At 65.0% G+C, this 17,028-nt stretch carries 19 protein-coding genes; 5 read left to right on the forward strand and 14 right to left on the reverse strand.

Translation table 11 applies throughout. From position 1 onward, the window contains the following. Positions 1 to 28 precede the first annotated feature (28 nt). Genes GGD90_RS00800 through GGD90_RS00815 form a run of 4 tightly spaced genes read left to right on the forward strand, consistent with a single transcriptional unit; the run spans position 29 to position 3,290 of the window. Positions 29 to 793 carry a lysophospholipid acyltransferase family protein gene (locus GGD90_RS00800; RefSeq protein ID WP_153117041.1) on the forward strand — a complete coding sequence of 255 codons (765 nt, stop codon included), beginning with the start codon at positions 29 to 31 and terminating at the stop codon, positions 791 to 793. A gap of 4 nt (positions 794 to 797) precedes the next feature. Continuing rightward, positions 798 to 1,574, forward strand: a complete 777-nt coding sequence (locus GGD90_RS00805; RefSeq protein WP_153117040.1) for a glycosyltransferase family 2 protein — start codon at positions 798 to 800, stop codon at positions 1,572 to 1,574. After that, positions 1,571 to 2,395 (forward strand): class I SAM-dependent methyltransferase, encoded by an 825-nt coding sequence (locus tag GGD90_RS00810; RefSeq protein ID WP_153117039.1) that lies wholly within the window; start codon positions 1,571 to 1,573, stop codon positions 2,393 to 2,395. Before GGD90_RS00805 ends, GGD90_RS00810 begins: the two co-directional genes overlap by 4 nt. A 16-nt stretch (positions 2,396 to 2,411) precedes the next feature. After that, the gene (locus GGD90_RS00815) at positions 2,412 to 3,290 is read left to right on the forward strand and encodes a class I SAM-dependent methyltransferase (protein ID WP_153117038.1); all 879 of its coding nucleotides are present in this window, start codon (positions 2,412 to 2,414) and stop codon (positions 3,288 to 3,290) included. A 14-nt stretch (positions 3,291 to 3,304) separates the two neighbouring features. Here GGD90_RS00815 and fabG read toward each other — a convergent pair whose 3' ends face one another. Genes fabG through GGD90_RS00880 form a run of 13 tightly spaced genes read right to left on the reverse strand, consistent with a single transcriptional unit; the run spans position 3,305 to position 15,093 of the window. After that, the gene (fabG, locus tag GGD90_RS00820; RefSeq protein WP_153117037.1) at positions 3,305 to 4,024 is read right to left on the reverse strand and encodes a 3-oxoacyl-ACP reductase FabG; all 720 of its coding nucleotides are present in this window, start codon (positions 4,022 to 4,024) and stop codon (positions 3,305 to 3,307) included. Beyond that, entirely contained in the window at positions 4,021 to 4,455 is a 435-nt protein-coding gene (locus GGD90_RS00825; RefSeq protein ID WP_153117036.1) for a 3-hydroxylacyl-ACP dehydratase, read from the reverse strand. The genes fabG and GGD90_RS00825 overlap by 4 nt, the downstream gene beginning before the upstream one ends. Further along, on the reverse strand, positions 4,452 to 5,246 hold the full coding sequence (locus tag GGD90_RS00830; RefSeq protein WP_153117035.1) for a beta-ketoacyl synthase chain length factor: 795 nt from the start codon (positions 5,244 to 5,246) through the stop codon (positions 4,452 to 4,454). Before GGD90_RS00830 ends, GGD90_RS00825 begins: the two co-directional genes overlap by 4 nt. Continuing rightward, positions 5,243 to 6,436 (reverse strand): beta-ketoacyl-[acyl-carrier-protein] synthase family protein, encoded by a 1,194-nt coding sequence (locus GGD90_RS00835; protein ID WP_153117034.1) that lies wholly within the window; start codon positions 6,434 to 6,436, stop codon positions 5,243 to 5,245. The genes GGD90_RS00830 and GGD90_RS00835 overlap by 4 nt, the downstream gene beginning before the upstream one ends. Beyond that, a complete protein-coding gene (locus GGD90_RS00840) occupies positions 6,433 to 7,155 on the reverse strand; it encodes a methyltransferase domain-containing protein (RefSeq protein ID WP_153117033.1) in 723 nt (240 codons plus the stop codon). The genes GGD90_RS00835 and GGD90_RS00840 overlap by 4 nt, the downstream gene beginning before the upstream one ends. Next, the gene (locus GGD90_RS00845; RefSeq protein WP_153117032.1) at positions 7,140 to 7,943 is read right to left on the reverse strand and encodes a polysaccharide deacetylase family protein; all 804 of its coding nucleotides are present in this window, start codon (positions 7,941 to 7,943) and stop codon (positions 7,140 to 7,142) included. The genes GGD90_RS00840 and GGD90_RS00845 overlap by 16 nt, the downstream gene beginning before the upstream one ends. Beyond that, entirely contained in the window at positions 7,940 to 8,647 is a 708-nt protein-coding gene (locus GGD90_RS00850; RefSeq protein WP_221227613.1) for an alpha/beta fold hydrolase, read from the reverse strand. Before GGD90_RS00850 ends, GGD90_RS00845 begins: the two co-directional genes overlap by 4 nt. After that, on the reverse strand, positions 8,625 to 10,973 hold the full coding sequence (locus tag GGD90_RS00855; protein ID WP_153117031.1) for an MMPL family transporter: 2,349 nt from the start codon (positions 10,971 to 10,973) through the stop codon (positions 8,625 to 8,627). The genes GGD90_RS00850 and GGD90_RS00855 overlap by 23 nt, the downstream gene beginning before the upstream one ends. Continuing rightward, positions 10,970 to 11,554: an outer membrane lipoprotein carrier protein LolA gene (locus GGD90_RS00860; RefSeq protein WP_153117030.1), complete on the reverse strand. Its 585-nt coding sequence runs from the start codon at positions 11,552 to 11,554 to the stop codon at positions 10,970 to 10,972. Before GGD90_RS00860 ends, GGD90_RS00855 begins: the two co-directional genes overlap by 4 nt. Beyond that, complete coding sequence (locus tag GGD90_RS00865) at positions 11,547 to 12,476, reverse strand: LpxL/LpxP family acyltransferase (protein ID WP_228273743.1); 930 nt, start codon at positions 12,474 to 12,476, stop codon at positions 11,547 to 11,549. Before GGD90_RS00865 ends, GGD90_RS00860 begins: the two co-directional genes overlap by 8 nt. After that, positions 12,473 to 14,134, reverse strand: a complete 1,662-nt coding sequence (locus GGD90_RS00870) for an AMP-binding protein (protein WP_153117029.1) — start codon at positions 14,132 to 14,134, stop codon at positions 12,473 to 12,475. The genes GGD90_RS00865 and GGD90_RS00870 overlap by 4 nt, the downstream gene beginning before the upstream one ends. 30 nt (positions 14,135 to 14,164) lie before the next feature. Beyond that, a complete protein-coding gene (locus tag GGD90_RS00875) occupies positions 14,165 to 14,806 on the reverse strand; it encodes a COG4648 family protein (protein WP_153117028.1) in 642 nt (213 codons plus the stop codon). Then, positions 14,803 to 15,093 (reverse strand): phosphopantetheine-binding protein, encoded by a 291-nt coding sequence (locus tag GGD90_RS00880; protein WP_153117176.1) that lies wholly within the window; start codon positions 15,091 to 15,093, stop codon positions 14,803 to 14,805. The genes GGD90_RS00875 and GGD90_RS00880 overlap by 4 nt, the downstream gene beginning before the upstream one ends. A gap of 341 nt (positions 15,094 to 15,434) precedes the next feature. Between GGD90_RS00880 and GGD90_RS00885 the strand changes: the two genes are divergently transcribed. After that, positions 15,435 to 16,013, forward strand: coding sequence for a phosphatase PAP2 family protein (locus GGD90_RS00885; RefSeq protein ID WP_221227614.1), 579 nt, complete (start codon positions 15,435 to 15,437; stop codon positions 16,011 to 16,013). A 102-nt stretch (positions 16,014 to 16,115) separates the two neighbouring features. On the opposite strand, the gene yghU is transcribed toward GGD90_RS00885, so the two are convergent. After that, positions 16,116 to 16,994 carry a glutathione-dependent disulfide-bond oxidoreductase gene (gene yghU, locus GGD90_RS00890; protein WP_184414883.1) on the reverse strand — a complete coding sequence of 293 codons (879 nt, stop codon included), beginning with the start codon at positions 16,992 to 16,994 and terminating at the stop codon, positions 16,116 to 16,118. Between the last annotated feature and the right edge of the window lie 34 nt (positions 16,995 to 17,028).

Raw genomic sequence — 17,028 nt, forward strand, 5'->3', positions numbered from 1 at the left:
TGGCCGTAATCGATCAAGAGAAAATTCCATGAGGGTTGGTTCGGGCCTGTTGTTTCGCATTGGCCAGATATTTCTGTTCTATCTCCTGCTGCTCTGGCTGGCGGTCATGCTCCTCGCCGGCAACATCGCCGCCTTGCCCTTGCTGCTGACGCCGCGCGCGTTTCGTGAACCGCTGATGCAACGCGCGATCAGCGCCACCTTTCGCCTGTTTCTCGATGTCAGCGAGCGCAGCGGCCTGATGGTGCTCGACCTGGGCGCGCTCGACGTCCTCAATCGGCAACGCAAGATGCTGCTCGTAGCCAACCACCCGAGCATGATCGACGTCTTCCTGATCATTTCGCGGGTACGGTCGGCAATCTGCCTGATGAAGGCGAGTATCAGCAGCAACATCTTTCTCGGCGTCGGCGCCTACATGGCCGGCTATGTCTCCAACCGTCACGTCAGCTTCATGTTGCGCAACGCCGCCACGGCGGTCGAGAAAGGCAGCCTGCTGCTGGCTTTCCCGGAAGGAACGCGGACGACGCGGCAGCCGGTCAACGACATGAAACCCGGTGTCGCACTGATCGCCAAACGCGCCAACGCCCCCTTGCAGACGATCCTGATTTCGACCAACTCGCCCTATCTGAGCAAGGGCTGGAAGATCTGGCGAGCGCCGCAATTCCCGCTGATCTACAGGGCAAGACTGGGCCAGCAGTTGCGGGCGTGCGACTGCCCGGCGAAGACCGCCAATACGGTGCAGTCGTACTTCGAGCAGGAACTCGCTTACTCGATCGATCCGCGCATGCGCGCCTGACGTGATGACCGCATCCAGAACACACCTGGTCCTGATTCCCAGCTTCAATACCGGTCAGCGCGTATTCGACACGGTGCGCGCAGCGCGCGCGCAATGGAACCCGGTCTGGGTAGTCATCGACGGCAGCAGCGACGGAACCGACGCCGGTCTGGCCGAAATGGCGGCGAACGATGCCGGACTGACGGTGATCGCCCTGCCGGAAAACCGGGGCAAGGGCGCTGCCGTTCTGCACGGTCTTGACGTCGCCGCGCAGCAGGGTTTCACCCATGTGCTGTGCATGGACGCCGACGGCCAGCATCCGGCGGATCTAATCCCCGAGTTCATGGCCTGCTCGCAAGCCCGGCCGGGCGCCATGGTGCTCGGCGTGCCGGTATTCGACAGCAGCGCCCCGGCCCTGCGCGTTAAGGGGCGCAAGATCTCCAACTGGTGGGCGAATCTGGAAACCCTGTGGGCCGGCATCGGCGACTCGCTCTATGGCTTCCGCATCTATCCGGTGGAGCCGCTACGGCGCGTCATGCACGCTCAGCGCTGGATGCGGCGCTTCGATTTCGACCCGGAGGCGGTCGTTCGCCTCTGCTGGCGCGGCGTCATCCCGGTGAATCTGCCGGCGCCGGTCAGATACCTCAGCGCTGCCGAAGGCGGCGTTTCGCATTTCAACTACTGGCGTGACAATCGCCTGCTGACCTGGATGCACATCCGCCTGATGTTCGGTTTCGCATTGCGTCTGCCGATCCTCATGTTCCGGCGGCTTGCCTCGTCACCCACCCGGAAATCTTTATGACCGACAGCGTCAACACCACCCCTGCCACGCTCGCGCCGCACGTTCCGCTCACCGACTACTACCCGCATGCGACGGCGCGGGCGGGCTTTGTCCGCGAGATGTTCGACAGCACTGCCGAGGACTACGACCGCATGGAAAGCGTCCTCGGCTTCGGTACCGGCATGTGGTATCGCGGCCAGGCGCTCGAACGTGCCGGACTGAAAGCCGGAATGAAGACGATCGACGTCGGTATCGGCACCGGCCTCGTCGCCCGCGAGGCGGTGCGCATCGTCGGTGACGCCAGCCTCGTCACCGGCGTCGACCCGAGCGTCGGCATGATGGCCAACGCCAAGCTGCCGGAAGGGGTCAATCTGGTCGAAGGCTTCGCCGAAGCGATTCCTTTTCCCGACGCGCATTTCGACTTCCTCAGCATGGGCTACGCGCTGCGCCACATCAGCGACCTGTCGCTCGCCTTCGATGAATTCCATCGCGTGCTCAAGCCCGGCGGCCGCCTCTGCCTGCTCGAGATCACCTGCCCGGAAACGGCCATCGGGCGATTCCTGCTCAAGATCTACATGAAGGGTCTGGTGCCGCTGCTGGCGCTGGTCGTCGGCCGCAAGGCCAACACGCGGCGACTCTGGCGCTACTACTGGGACACCATTGAAGCCTGCGTGCCGCCGGCGCAGATTCTGGCGGCGCTGCGTGCTGCCGGCTTCACCGATGTGCAACGTCACATTGAAGTCAAAGGCATGAGCATCCTCGCCGAATACCAGGCGACCAAGTCCGCGCCGGTGGCGTCAGCATTGCCCGGCAGCGACGGAGCAGCAGCGCAAGGCAACTGAGCACAAGGGTTTCGCCGTGTCCGTCCCGCGCATGCTGGCGCATCTGTTCCTCGAGCGCCTGTCCCGCCAGGAACTGCCGCGGGTGCCGGAAGCGGACGCGGTGATGGAGGTTCCCGAGCAGATCGCCGCGTTCGCCGACAGCGGCGCCGAAAACGGCATTCTCGCCTGGCTCTACCTGTTTCACAGTCTGCAGTCGGCGCCGCTGATCCGTCCGGGTGATACCGTACTCGATCTCGCTTGCGGGCCCGCCAATCAACTGCTGCGCATCGCGCAGCTGAACCCGCAGGCGCAGTTCATCGGCGTCGACGCGTCGGCGCGGATGCTCGAACAGGCGCGGGCGACCCTTGAGCGCAATCAGGTCGGCAATGTCAGCTTGCTGCAGGACGACATCACCTGCCTGCGCACGGTCAAGGATTCGTCGGTCGACTGCGCGCTATGCACGATGTCGCTGCATCACCTGCCCGATGTGCACGCGCTGCAGCAGACGATGCACACGACGCGACGCGTTCTCAGACGCAGGGGCGGAGTCTATCTGGCCGACTTCGGTCGCCTGAAGCATCGCGCTACGCAGAATTATTTCGCCTACGACCGTGCCGACTGCCAGTCGGCACAATTTACCCGCGACTTTCTGAATTCGCTGCAGGCCGCCTTCAGCGTCGAGGAACTCGCGCAGGCGACGGCCGTCTTCGATGACGAAGTGCGGCAAAGTCAGACGGCGCTGGCACCGTTCATGGTCGTCCTCAAGACGCCTCCCCGCCGTCAGATTGACGATGCGACGCGAGGTCTGGCGCATGCGCTGCACGCACAACTGAGCGCCGGGCAACGACGCGACTTCAACAATTTCGACCGCTGGTTCCGCGCCGCAGGAAATCCCTCGGCGCTGGCGCTGAAGTAAGCCGCTTCAGGACTTCAGATCATTCCGCCATTGACCGAGATGATCTGCCCGGTGATGTAAGACGCCTCGTCCGAAGCCAGGAAACCGACCAGCGCGGCGACTTCGCCAGGAGTTCCGGCGCGCTTCATCGGCACCAGCCGTTTGATCGCTTCGCCGTCGAAGCTGCCCTCGATCATCTCCGACTCGATGATTCCCGGCGCGACGGCATTGACCGTAATGCCGCGGCTCGCCAGTTCGAGCGCCAGTGACTTGGTCGCCGCATTGACCGCGCCCTTGGCCGCCGCGTAATTGGTCTGCCCGCGGTTTCCGGTCAGTGCGGCGATCGACGAGATGTTGACGATGCGCCCCCAGCGCGTGCGGATCATCGGCATCGTCAGCGGCTGCGTCACGTTGAAAAAACCGTTGAGCGAGACGTCGATGACGCCCAGCCACTGCTCGCGGCGCATTCCCGGGAAGGGCGCGTCGTCGTGGATTCCGGCACAGTTGACCAGCACCTGGACCGGAGCGCTTTCGAGCAGCGTCGCCAGCGCAGTCGCCGTCGCGGCGGCGTCAGCGACGTCGAAACAGACACTCTCGGCAGCCCCGCCTGCGGCGAGCAGTTCATCGCGCAACTGGTTTGCTGCCGCCAGATTGCGGTTGGCGTGAATGATGACGTGCAGTCCGTCGCTGGCAAGACGCCGGCAGATCGCCGCGCCGATGGCGCCGCTGCCGCCGGTGACGAGTGCGCGCTTCATGACTGGCTCGCATCGAGAATGACGCCGGCGCGACCGCTGAGCAGCACCTCGTCGTCAGCACACAGACTGAAACGGTAGAGCACGTTCGTACCGTTGCCCGACAGCCGCTCGGCGCTCACTTCGAGGTCGCCGGCCCGATCGTCGAGACGCGGATGCTGCCAATGCACGTCGCGCACGCTGACCAGATAACCGGCGGCCGGCGCCGTGTCGCTGCCGGCAAGCAGCGCGCCATGAACGGCCATCGCCTGCGCGGCATACTCGATGCCGGCGGTGATGCCGAGTTGCCCGCCAGCACGCAGCGGATTGTTTGGCAGGCGGTGGCTGCTGGCGCGACAGACGATCGCGTCGGCGCTCCACTGATCGACGGCATCGAGCAGACACATGTCGCCGGCGTGCGGAATACGTGCAGCAATCCAGGCGCGATCGATCACGGCGCCACCTCGACTGCGAGTTCGAGCGCGTCGATATACTCGATGACGACACGGCCGCTGCTGCGCCGCGCCAGCAGCTCCAGCAATGGCAGACTGCGCGCCGCCGGCACGCTGTGCCGCAGCGACTCGAGCTGCGCATCGGCCATCGTCGTCGGTGCCGCCCGACAGAGCTGCAACGCAATCTTCGCCTGCGCCGCGGCGGTTTCCCGCGGATTCAGGAGCAGCGCGACGCCAAGCGCGTGCGGAATCGGGCGCAAGGCATTCAGCGGCTCGGGATAAGCGGTATCAAAGGCCAGCAGCAGACAGGGCTTGCCGCTCGTCACCGCCTGCATCGAGGCTTCGAGCAGGCCAGCGGCGAAGGTGGCGTCGTAGGCGCACAGGCTGGTTGACGGCGCCATGCACCCGGTGGCGATGCTCCAGTAGCCGGCAGGAGCGTTGTGCACCGAGTTGTGGAAGCGCGTCGGCGATACCGAGCGATCGTTGGAGGCGAGCGTCTCGAGCAGATTGTGGCAGTTTTCGCAGTCGCCGCCGGTCGAGGAGAAGACGGTCGGCAGCAGCGCCGGATCGGCATCCGCAGCACGTACCGCCTCGAAGCCGATGGCCATCGACAGCTTGATCGCCAGCCCGGCGCGACGACGTTCGGCGGGCGGCAATGCTTCGGCAGCCGGCAACCTGATCGCCTCGATCGCGAACGCGCTGCTGCCGTCGAGAACCGTGCGCGCCTGCGCCCAACCCGGCAGACCCGGGCCGAACAGGCCGATGCCATCAACGTAGAGGGAAAGAGCGCTCATGCCGACACCCTGGACAAGGCAAGACTGCAGTTGCTGCCGCCAAAACCGAAAGAATTGCTGAGCACATGGCGCAGCGGCCGCTCAAGATTGGCCAGCAGATAGTGACAGCCGAGTCGCGGGTCGAGCTGCTGCGTACCGACGCCACCGGGCGCGAAATCGTGGGTGAGCGCCAAGGCACAGATGACCGCTTCGACGCCGCCGGCGGCACCGAGCGTATGTCCGGTATGGCCCTTGGTCGAACTGCATGGGGTCTGTGACCCGAACAGCGAGACGACGCCCTTGTCCTCGGCGGCGTCGTTGCTCGGCGTCGAAGTCCCGTGCAGGTTGATGTAGTCGATGTCGGCGGTCGTCAGGCCGGCCATGTCGAGCGCAGCCTGCATCGCGATACGCGCGCCAAGCCCTTCCGGATGGGGCGAGGACATGTGATGCGCATCGCTCGATTCACCGACCCCGGCGACGATGACTTCGCCGGGAAGTGCGTTGGCCGCGTCGCTGACCAGCGCGAACGCCGCACCCTCGCCGATGGAGATGCCGTCACGACCGGCATCGAAGGGGCGGCACGGATCGGCCGAAACGAGTTGCAGCGAATTGAAACCGTACAGGGTGGTCAGGCACAGCGAATCGACACCGCCGACAACGGCCGCGTCGATCAGGCCACAGGCGATCATCCGCCAGGCGCTAGCGAAGACCTTGGCACTCGACGAACACGCCGTCGACACGACGTAGGCCGGCCCGGTCAGCGCGAAGTAGCTGCGCACGAAATCGGCGACCGAATAGCTGTTGTGGGTATGCCGGTAATCGTAGTCGGCCGGTAGCGCACCGCTGTGCGGGTCGAGGTGGCGATAGGCGATTTCCGAACTGAGGATGCCCGACGTGCTGGTGCCGAGAAAGACGCCGACGCGATCGTGGCCATGGCGCGCGATCGCCTCGCGCACGCGCTCGGCAAAACCGTCCTGTTCGAGCGCCAGCTGGGCGAGCCGGTTGTTGCGACAGTCGAAAGCCGCCAGATCTGCGCGCACCGGCCGTTCGTCGAGTCCGTCGACCTCGCCGAGACAGGTGTCCAGATCGACCGTTTCCCAGTGCTTGCGCACGACGCCGCTGCGCATTTCGCGCAATGCCACCAGGGTCGGTGCCAGACCCGCGCCAAGGGCGGTGGTCAGCGTATAAGCCTCAAGACGAAGTCCCTTCATTTTCCCACCCGTGCGACAACCATGACGTTTGCGAAAGGTGTGCCGGCACTCATGGCGCGTGTCTGCACGGAAAAACCGCGACTCTCGAGTACGGACACCCAGTCCGCCAGCGGGCGGCACCAGGTCGGCGCAATGCGATGGCCCTGCGCGAACGAGATGCAGCGATCGACGAACTGACTGAAGGCAAACCGCCACCCGCTGCCGGCATCACCGACTCGCGTGACGAAGACACCGCCACCGCCGAGCGCGGCCCTGATCCGGTCGAGCAGGCGTTCCTGTTCGACATGCGGGATGTAATGCAGCACGTCGAGGATGGCCACCGCGTCGACGTCGCCCATTTCGGCGGCACGCATGTCGCCGCCCTGCAACTGGACGCGGTCGCCGTGCAAGGGCTGCAGCGCGCGGTTACCGCAATCGGCTTCGCGCGCCATCAGTTCGACGCCGCGAAAGCGCAAGCCCTTTGGCGGAACCGTACTCGCCGACCATAGCCCACGCGCGGCCAGGCGTTCGGCCGCCAGCAGCCACGCCGCCAGCAGGCCGCGACCGCAACCCAGATCAAGAACACGCGCGTTGTCGGGAAACACCGCCTCGTCGATCAGTGCGGCAAAAATCGGATCGCCGGCAAGCTTGCCGCGAGCCCAGCGATAGTTGAAGGCGCCACTGTCCCGATAGGGGTCGCTGGCGGCGTCGAGAAGTCGTTTTTTTAATTGATCTTGCATGCGGAGCGAAGTGTAACGGGTTTGAGTCGGCGCACGGCAAGTTCGCCAAGCAGGCGCGGTAGAACCTCGACGATGACTGGCTTGCCCTCGGGCGTGCGGGCGCTGTGACCATCGTGCAGGAGCAGGATGTCGCCGGCGGCAAGATCGCGCGTCAAGCGACGAAGAATGCGCTCGGCATCGGCGCAGCGCGTATCGTAGCCGCGGCGCGTCCACGTCGCCAGACGCAGGCCGAAGCGGTGCAGCACCGGATCGAGAAACGGATTGCGCAAGCCGGCAACGGCGCGGAAGAACTCGGGCTGGCGTCCGGTTAGGCTAGCCAGCGTCGCCTGATTGCTGCCGATCTCGACCGACCAGGCACGCGGGCCGAACAGTGAAGATGAATTGCGATGGCGCTGACCGTGATTCTCGATGTCGTGCCCGCCGCTGACGATGTCGCGGCAGAGTTGCGGGTGCGCCAGCGCCCGTTCGCCGATGCAGAAAAAGGTCGCGCGCGCGCCGTGCGCGGCAAGAATGGCGAGTACCTGCGGCGTCACTTCCGGGTCAGGACCGTCGTCGATGGTGATGGCAACCTCGCCGCGCTGTGCCGCAGCCGCCGGCAGGCGGAGCAGATTGTCGCCGAGCAGCGTACTGCGCGGCCACAGCCCGGCGGCCATGAGCAGCGAATGATTGACGAAGATGATGGCCAGCGCCCACGGCCACAGCTCGAAGCGCCAGACCAGCAGCACGGGCACACCCAGATGCAGCAGCACACTCGCGACGATGGCCGGTGTCGGACGCCATGCGCTCATGCCCTCTCCTCCGCCGGTGCGGCAGAAGCGGCAGTAAGGGCAGACGCGAGACTGCCGCGGTCGAGCCAGTCCCGCCATAACTCGCGCCAGGTCGGCCACGCGTGTGTTCCGGCAACGAAGTGCACGCGCTCTTCAGGGAGCAGGCTGGCCAATTGGCGCTGCCCGGCCAGAAATCGGTCTTCGCTGCCGCAACCGAAAGATACCGGCGTGCGCCACTGCCCGGCGCCAGCCTCGGCGCACAGCCAGCGCCACCAGACGCGCTCGTCGCCGAGCCCGCTTTGTGGCGTTGTCGCCCACTCAGCCGGACCGCCGGCGGCGGCGATTTCGGCAAGGATGTCGCCGGTGCCCGGATACGGAGCGAGCAGATGAACGCCAGCGAGGTCGCCGGGATGCGCGGCCGCGTAGTACAGCGCATTGAAGGCGCCAAGCGAAATGCCGGCGAACCAGATCGACCGGTAGCCCGCCGCCTGCGCCGGCTGGATGACGTGTTCGCGCAAGGCGGCAACGACGGTTCCCGCCATCACCTGCGCGTAGCCGACTTCGGCCATCAGGATGTCGGTGGCGATACCGCGGGTCCGCACTTCCCCGACGAAGCCCTGCTCGATGAAGTCCTCGAGCTGCGCCTGCGCCGGCGGCAGGAGCACCAGCAGCGTCTCCTGCCGACGCGCAGCGTCGAAGCGGTCAACGAGCGTGCGCATGGTCATGGGCACGCGCAAGGATGGCGGAGAAAGCCAGCGCCAGCAGGGCCCCGGGGCCAACGGTGGTGCCGATCGCCGCGAGGATCGGTACCTTGGAGAAACCGAGAACACCGAAGCTGGCGACGGTCGCGAGGTTGGCGACGAGCAGCGAGACCAGCATCTGGCGCACGTCACCCCGGGTTTCCGGCTGCGCGCCACTGTCGAAGAACAGTGCGTAGTTGGTGCCCAGGGCAACGACCAGGAGCAAGCCGATCAGATGCAGGATGGTCAGCTGCGTGCCGCTGGCAACGAGCACCGCCGTCACGCAGAGAACGGCACCGGCCAGCGGCAGCGTGATGCGCAGCGCCCGCGACAGCGAGCGCAGTGCCAGCAGCAGCATGACGAGGATCGCCAAGCAACCAAGTCCGGAGAGGATCAGTGCCTCGCGCAGATAGCTGTCGAAAATGCTCGTCGTCTCTTCCAGCAGGTCGATCGCCGCCACCGCGTCGAGGCCCGCGGCGGCAAGTGCGGCGTCGACGCGGCGCAGATCGATCTCCTCATCATGTGCGCCGTCCGGCGCGCGCAGCGGCATCAGCACGAGATAGTCGTGTTCGCGCTTGATCAGCAGCGAATCGAGCAGCGCTTCTGCCGAGCTGCCTTTGACATCGGCGCGACCGAGCAGCGGCCGAGTACGTGCCGCCTCTAGATCGCCGATAAAGCCGTCGAGACGCTCGGCCTTGATCGGCATGCCGGCGACGGCGCCGGCGAGGCGGGCGCGTGCTTCCGGCCCGGCGGGCAAGGCCGCCTGACGCGCGCGCTGCGCGGCGCTGCTCGGCAGGACGAAGGCCGGCGAATTGAAGCCGCCGATGATCTGCTGTGTGCTCAGTTCGCGCAAGACGCTGCCAACACGCTCGGCATAGACCAGCGCCGACTGCTCGTCGCTGGCCGTGAAACTCGCCATGTAGCGCAGATTGGTGCCACCGAGGTCGCTGCGCAACTCCGTGTCGAGTTGCTGTTCCGCAGCCGACACCGGGCTGAGCGCCGACAACTGGCGATTCCAGATATCGCCGGCACGCAACAGGACGATCGCGGCAGCGGCGATCAGCAGGTAGATCAACCAGCGCAATCCGGTCGCGCGGTCGATCAGCGAATCGAGAATGCGCGCCGGGCGCGTCAGATCACGCACCGCCATGTCCGCCGACATCAGTTGCGGCAATACATAGCGGGTGACCAGCGCAGCGGCAACGAGGCCACTGATCGAGTACAGGCCCAGTTGCGCGAGACCGGGGAAACTCGACCAGAGCAGCGCGGCAAAGCCGGCGATCGAGGTGAGGACGCCAAGGCGGATCGTCCGCCAGAAGCCATCGGGATTATTGCCGCCGGCACGCTGCACGAAGAGGTAGATCGAATAATCCACCGCCTCGCCGATCAGCGTCGTGCCAAAACCGAGGGTCAGACCATGCACGTGACCGAAGACCAGGCTGACCGCGGCAATACCGGCGGCGGCGCCGGAGGCCACCGGCAACAGGCCGAGGCCGAGCAGGCGGAACGAGCGATAGACCAGCAGCAGCAGGCAGACCACCAGGATGATGCTGGCCACCGCCAACCGGCTGACCTCGGTTTCGATAGTGTTGCGCGAAGACACCGAGAGGACGCTGGTGCCGCTCATCACCAGCCGGGTCGCGGCGTCGCGCTCGGGAATGCGCTCGAAAGCGGCGCGGATCGCTTCGATCGCGGCGGCCTGCGCGTCGGTGTTCAATCCGGAATCGCGAATCTGCGCCAGGATCAGCGCCCGCTTGCCGTCGCTCGACGCCCAGGCTCCCGCCTGACTGCGTGGCTGGCTCTCGCCGGAAAACTGTTCGAGGATGCGCAGCGTCTCGCCGGTGGGGTCGCGCGGCAGGATGGCTTTCAGGATCAGGCCGGCGTCGCCCGAGAGGGCGGCGATCGAATTCCCGATCGACTGGCGCAGGCCGCTGTCGGAAAAGTGCTCGGCATCAACAACCGGACTGAGCAGATAGCGATTGTCGAAGAAGTACTTGCGGTCCTTGTCCTGCGTTTCGGCGGCGCCATTCTGCACCGCCGAGAAGGCCGGATTGGCGCGGAGCTCTTCGGCCAGCGCCAGCGACAGACGGGCGCGTTCGGCGGCGTTGCCGCCTTCGATGCCGATGATGACCAGACGCGCAATGGCGCCGTCGCGCAACTGATCGACCAGCATCTGCTGGCGCGCAGTCGGCGCCTTGGGCAGGAAGGCCGACAGATCGGCGACAAAATGCGTCTGCGCGATCACCCAGACGCAGGCCAGCATCAGGCCGGCCCAGACCGACAAGGCGAGAGCGCGCCCCGGAAGCTTCATTTTGCGACGCTGGTGATGGTCATTTCCGAGCGGTCGCCATCAGCCTGCTCGAACTCGATGGTACGGACCGTCGCCTGCGCACCGGCGATGCGGATGCGGCTGATCACCGCGAGCATGCGCGACTGCGAGGGCACCAGAACGAGTTGCCACTTGTCGGCGGAACCGCTCAGCTCGACGGTATAGAACTTCTCCAGCGCGGCACGATCGCCGGCGAGCGTGGCGCGGATGCTGTCCACAAATGCCGACACTTCCGGATGGTCCTGAAGCGACAGGCTGATCCGCCGCTTTTCCGCCTGATCGATCGTCAGCCGGTCACCTTCGAGCAGCAAGGTCTCGGGCTTCGGCTTCAGCGTCCGCTTTTCAAGCCGGTCGGGAGCGGTGAAAGCGAGCTCTCCCGACGACTCGAGCGGACGGTCGAGAATGCTCAGGGTCTTCTTCTCGGTGAAGGTCGCGCGACCGGATTTCTGCTGCGCGAGAAGCTGCATGAGGTCGTTCACTCCCCAACTGCCGGCGCTCGCCAGCGGCGAGAGCAGAACGAGAACGAGAACGACGAGGGTACGCGACAACAATCGGTCAGGCATGTTCGGCAGTTTCCCAGAAATCATAGAAATTGAACCAGTTGAAAGGCGCGGCGCGGCAATGTCGCTCAAGCGCGGCGACATACTTTTCAAGCAGCGCGCGCACGTCGGCGTCCCTGCCGGCGCTGGCGCCGGAAGCAAAGTCTTCGAGCAGCTCGAAGTGAATGTCATAACGATTGCCACCCAGATGCAGGCCGGCCATGAAGTAAACCGGATGGCGCAGCATCGCCGCCATGCGGAACGGGCCGGTAGGAAAACGGGCTGGTGCGCCGAGGAAGGGCAGGCAGATGTACTGGTCCGAACCGGCCGCGCGATCGGCGAGTACACCGACGAGCACGCCCTCCTTCAGCTTGTGATGGATCGAGAGGATCGCGTCGAGTTTGCCGAGCGCGATGATGTCCTGCATCGCCCGCGGATTGATCGCCGACAGCGTTTCGTTGATCTGCCGGGCGTTCTCCGGATACATCGCCATGCACACCTTGAGGCGCTCGTTGTTCCGCGCCAGCGAACGCAGGACCTCGAAACTGCCGAGGTGCGCGCCGAAGAGCAGAAAACCGCGGCCGGCATGCGGCTGATCGAGAGCCTCGCTGCCCGAAGCGTGCAGGTCGAACAGTTCGTGCCGGTCGTTGAGCAGATAGACGCGATCGTGAATGGTCGAGGCGAAAATCAGGAAATGGTAATAGAGATCGGCCCATGTCACCGGCCGCCCCAGGCAACGGGTGAGGTAGTTGCGTGACGCAGCGCGGGCGCGCGGCACGGCCAGCAGGAAATAGAGCGCGATGAAGTAGAGAACGATGCGCGACGCTTGCCGACCGAACAACAAGGACAGCCAGCGCATCACGAACAGCCAGAAACGGTTGCCGCGCTCGCGACGCCGCATCCATTCGGGCGTTTCACCGCCCTGACCGGCTTCCTGCCCGCTCACGCCGACGCCTTCGCGGCGAGCAGGAAGCGGCCGTCGGCGACTTTCTGTTCGCCGCTGCGAATCAGGAAACGCACCCCGGCAGGCTCAAGGCTCCACTCGATGCGCATCGCTTCGGCAGGAAGCGCCGGACGATGAAACTTCGCCGTCGCCAGACCGGCTAGCGTCAGGCCGGTCGCCGACTCGACCGCGCGCTGCGCCGCATCGAGCAGGGCGACGCCCGGAACGATCGGCCGTCCCGGAAAGTGCCCCGGAAACATCGGATGTTCGACGGGAAACAGCAGCGGCACCGCAGCTGGCGCCTGATCGCCGCCGAGATGCGCTTTGATCAGTGCCTGCAGCGTCGCCGCCTGGACTTTGCCATTGCCGTCACGTGGAATGAGGTCCACGAAAATGATCGGGCGCGGCAGGAAAACCGGATCCAGCTGCGGGCGCAAGGCCGAGAGGATTTCGTTTGCGCTGACGCCGGGAGCGACGACGAAAGCCGCCAGCCGCCGCGCCTCATCGTCGCGGCCAGCGGGCGGCAGGCAGAAGACGCCATCGCGTACACCGGGCACCCTGGCGAGCAGGTGATTGAGCATGGCCAGCGAGGTGCGCTTGCCGACTACATTGATCATGTCCGCCTTGCGGTCGAGCAAGCTGAACTCGCCCGGACCGAGCATTTCGACGTGGTCATTGAGCGCTTGCGGCGCTTCGAGATGACCGCCGCTGACGAAGGTTTCCCCGTTTTCCTGGCGCATGGTGATTCCGGGCAAAACCTGCCAGTCCAGCTGCCGGGCAGGACGCCGCGTCGCCAGCTGCCCGGTTTCGGTCGAGCCGTAGATTTCCAGCAGCGGCGCGCCAAAGCGCTCCTCCGCACGCGCCGCCAGCGCCGGCGACAGGGGCGCGGTCGCCGACAGCAACGCCGCGACCGCCGGCATCTCCACATCGGCATCGAGCAACTTGGTCAGATGGAACGGAGTCGTCACCAGCAGGCGCGGCGCCGGCAACTCGGCCAGCGCCGCAGCGACGTCGGCCGGAAAAAACGGCGTTCGCGCCGACATCCGTCCGCCAGCCCAAAGAGGGAGCAGGACGCTCGATTCAAGGCCGTACATGTGGCGTAGCGGGACCGTGCCGATCACCGAGCAGCGGCCACCTGCGGCGTCCCAAAGGCGTTCGGCACCGGCGGCGATGGCCAGCCACATGCGGCCGAAGGTCTTGAAATGCGGCTGCGGCGTTCCTGTCGAACCGGAGGTGAACACACAGGCAATGCGTTGCTCGCAGGCGATGCGCGGCATTTCCGGGCGCGGCCCGGTGGCCGGTACCGCCTCGCCGACGCGCAGGTAGTTCACGCCGGCCAGGGGCGATACATCCTGATCGCCGAGACAGACCAGATGTGGAACGCCGGCACAAACTGCGGCCAGATGCTCGACCGCCGGGGAATTCGGCAGCAGGCTCAAGGCACCACGGGAAATGGCCGCGAACAGACCGACCGCAAACCAGTAGCGGTCGTGACTGAGGTTCAGGACATGCGCCCCCTCGGGCAGGCGTTCGGCCAGCCAGAGGATGTCGCACAGGAAATCATCGCGACAAAGCGCCTGCCCGTCACGATAGGTGAGCACTTGCTCCGGAGGGAAATCCGGCAACAGCGGCAGCGTTTCAATCGAGGGTGTGACACTCATCAGGGGCAACGCGACGTGAATCCCGCCGCCCTAACGGCGAGAAAAGTTGTTATAGGCCTGGATGGTTTCGGCGATGCCGAAGTGCGGCCGATCCGGGATCGCACGGCAGCGAATGAGGTATTCGCCGACAAACATGATGCCGAGCAGGATCGGCGTCAGCAGGATGGCGAATGTCGACCAGGCAACGAGCGGCGCGAAAAAGAAAAGCAGCACCGACAGCAGTGCGCTGACGAAGAAGAAGATCGTCCACGCCAGCGTGACCTTCCACGTGTAGTGGAGATACTTTTCGTCCGGGCGCGAGTTCAGCGCAAAGCAGGCAATGCGCGAACACAAGGCGCTTTCGTCCGACCCCAGCGTTGCCCCGAACATGATGCCGAGCGAAAGCATCGTTCCGGCGTGCTGCACGAAGTACAGCCAGGCGACGTGCGTGCGCATGAACTCGAGATTGAGGACAAAGGCCACACCAAGCGCCAGACAGAGCAGGACCAAAGGCACGCGCGCGCGCGAATTCCAGGCCGTGGCCAGCGCGATCGCGAACATCGGAACAACACCGACGATCAGCGCGATCAGCGGCGGATCATCCGAAATCGCCGCTACGAAACCGAGCACGACATAGGCGGCACTGGCCGCGGCGATCAGGACCTTGCGCAGCGTTCGCCAGGAAAGGATCACTTGGTCCGGTGCTCGCCGATATAAGCCGTCAGAGCACGCAAGGAACGAAAGATGTGATAATTCTCTTCGCTATCGGCTTTCATCTGCATGCCGAACTGCTTCGACACCACCAGCGCCAGTTCCAGGATGTCGATTGAGTCGAGCCCCAGTCCGTCGCCGTAGAGGGGAGCCTCGGGTGCGATTTCTTCGGGACCGATGTCCAGATTGAGTGCGGAAACGATCAACGCGGCGACGTCGCGTTCAAGCAGCGAATCGGGTTCGCAAAGGGCTGTCGTGGGTTGACCCATGGTGTTCATGTTCTGGATGAAATAGCTGTTCTAGGGTGTTCACGGAGGCTGAACGAGGCGCTGAGGGCGGCCCGGCCAAACCGCGCAGTGGCTGAATCTCGCCGCCGCATTGTAGTGCAGACACCGATGCTTGTCAGTAATGTCCCGAGTGACCATGATGCTCGACGAATAAAGGAATTTGCTTGGTTTACGGCAGTCGCAAAACGCAACCGACCGGCGGCTTTTGGCCCCTTGTCCGCACATGCTTCTGGTTCAAGTGCTTCGGCACCATGGGGTTTACAGCGGTATTTTTCGGCGCCTACATCTACCTGCTCAGGAACCCCGCCGGCGAGGTTTTCACCATGCCGGTGACGGCGATCGACCGTCTCGTCACATTCGAGCCCGGCGCGTTGCTGATCTATCTGTCGCTGTGGGTCTATGTCTCGCTGCCGCCGGTACTGATGCCGACCCGGCGCGAGATCATCGAGTACGGTGTCTGGATCGGCGGCCTCTGCCTGATTGCGCTGACGATCTTCTACTTCTGGCCCAATGCGGTTCCCCCCGCCAACATCGACTGGGCAGTCTATCCGGGAATGGCTTTCCTGAAAGGTGTTGATGCCGCCGGCAACGCCTGCCCTTCCTTGCATGTAGCGACGGCGGTATTTTCAGCTTACTGGCTGCATTGGCTGCTGCCGGCCGCCGGCATCGGACGGACAGGCAATCTGATCAGCACCGTCTGGTGCGTGGCGATTGCCTATTCGACGCTCGCCACCAAACAGCACGTCGCCGTTGACGTGTTCGCCGGCACTGCACTCGGTTTGCTGCTCGCGTGGGCATCGCGGCCGCAGCGGATTATTGCGCGCCGAGCACGGAGCGAAGCGGACGTTTCTTACCCCCTGGACGCCCGCCCGGTGCCTGAGAGTTCGTCCAGCATTCGCTGAACACTGTTCGACCCGCGGCCAATCGCCCGGCAAGCTCGCATACTGTTTTTCGGCCGGCAAGCGGCGCGGAGCACGCGCGTTCCGGGAAATCCGCAAGCGCGATCAGGCGGGCGCTTGCAGTTTGTCCTGCGTGCGCTCGACAAAATCGCTCGCATCGTGGCGCTCGTGCAGCTGCGTTGCCAAAGGTCCGACGATGCGATTGACCATGCGACCGCGCTTTGCCGCCGGGCGCTGGGCGATCGCGTCGGCCCAGCGGGTCACGTGGCGATACTCCTGAACCTGCAGGAATTCGCCGGCCTCGTAGAGCTGTCCCTTGGACAGGGCTCCGTACCAGGGCCAGATGGCCATGTCGGCAATCGTGTACTCGTCGCCGCCGACGTAAGGGCTTTCCGCCAGCCGCCGATTGAGCACATCCATCTGGCGCTTGACCTCCATTGCGAAGCGGTCGATCGCGTATTCGATCTTTTCCGGCGCATAGGCATAAAAGTGGCCAAAACCACCGCCGAGGAAGGGCGTGCTGCCCATCTGCCAGAACAGCCACGACAGGCATTCGGCACGCGCCGCCGCCCCGGTCGGCAGAAAGGCGCCAAACTTCTCGGCCAGATAGAGCAGGATCGATCCCGATTCGAATACGCGGATGGGTTCGCCGCCGCTGCAGTCGAGCAATGCCGGAATCTTGGAATTGGGATTCACCTCGACGAAGCCGCTGCCGAACTGATCGCCGTCGCTGATGCGGATTAGCCAGGCGTCGTATTCAGCACCGGCATGACCGAGCGCCAGCAACTCCTCAAGCATCACCGTGACCTTGACGCCGTTGGGCGTTGCCAGCGAGTACAACTGCAGGGGGTGCCTGCCGCGCGGCAGCGCCTGTTCATGCGTCGCACCGGCGACCGGCCTGTTGGTGTTGGCAAAGCGGCCACCATTGGCCTTGTTCCAGGTCCAGACGCGGGGTGGTGTGTAAGGAGTCGTCGAGTCAGACATGCGGAGGCCTCGCGTCAATTCGGGTGGAGCGCGC

It is taken from the genome of Rhodocyclus tenuis, from assembly GCF_014197755.1.
In the GTDB taxonomy this organism is placed as follows: domain Bacteria; phylum Pseudomonadota; class Gammaproteobacteria; order Burkholderiales; family Rhodocyclaceae; genus Rhodocyclus; species Rhodocyclus tenuis.

Coding starts and splice junctions, on each gene's coding strand:
- GGD90_RS00800 (WP_153117041.1), top strand. CDS start 29: ATGAGGGTTGGTTCGGGCCTGTTGTTTCGCATTGGCCAGATATTTCTG.
- GGD90_RS00805 (WP_153117040.1), top strand. CDS start 798: ATGACCGCATCCAGAACACACCTGGTCCTGATTCCCAGCTTCAATACC.
- GGD90_RS00810 (WP_153117039.1), top strand. CDS start 1,571: ATGACCGACAGCGTCAACACCACCCCTGCCACGCTCGCGCCGCACGTT.
- fabG (WP_153117037.1), bottom strand. CDS start 4,024: ATGAAGCGCGCACTCGTCACCGGCGGCAGCGGCGCCATCGGCGCGGCG.
- GGD90_RS00830 (WP_153117035.1), bottom strand. CDS start 5,246: ATGAGCGCTCTTTCCCTCTACGTTGATGGCATCGGCCTGTTCGGCCCG.
- GGD90_RS00835 (WP_153117034.1), bottom strand. CDS start 6,436: ATGAAGGGACTTCGTCTTGAGGCTTATACGCTGACCACCGCCCTTGGC.
- GGD90_RS00840 (WP_153117033.1), bottom strand. CDS start 7,155: ATGCAAGATCAATTAAAAAAACGACTTCTCGACGCCGCCAGCGACCCC.
- GGD90_RS00845 (WP_153117032.1), bottom strand. CDS start 7,943: ATGAGCGCATGGCGTCCGACACCGGCCATCGTCGCGAGTGTGCTGCTG.
- GGD90_RS00850 (WP_221227613.1), bottom strand. CDS start 8,647: ATGACCATGCGCACGCTCGTTGACCGCTTCGACGCTGCGCGTCGGCAG.
- GGD90_RS00855 (WP_153117031.1), bottom strand. CDS start 10,973: ATGAAGCTTCCGGGGCGCGCTCTCGCCTTGTCGGTCTGGGCCGGCCTG.
- GGD90_RS00860 (WP_153117030.1), bottom strand. CDS start 11,554: ATGCCTGACCGATTGTTGTCGCGTACCCTCGTCGTTCTCGTTCTCGTT.
- GGD90_RS00870 (WP_153117029.1), bottom strand. CDS start 14,134: ATGAGTGTCACACCCTCGATTGAAACGCTGCCGCTGTTGCCGGATTTC.
- GGD90_RS00880 (WP_153117176.1), bottom strand. CDS start 15,093: ATGGGTCAACCCACGACAGCCCTTTGCGAACCCGATTCGCTGCTTGAA.
- GGD90_RS00885 (WP_221227614.1), top strand. CDS start 15,435: ATGCCGGTGACGGCGATCGACCGTCTCGTCACATTCGAGCCCGGCGCG.
- yghU (WP_184414883.1), bottom strand. CDS start 16,994: ATGTCTGACTCGACGACTCCTTACACACCACCCCGCGTCTGGACCTGG.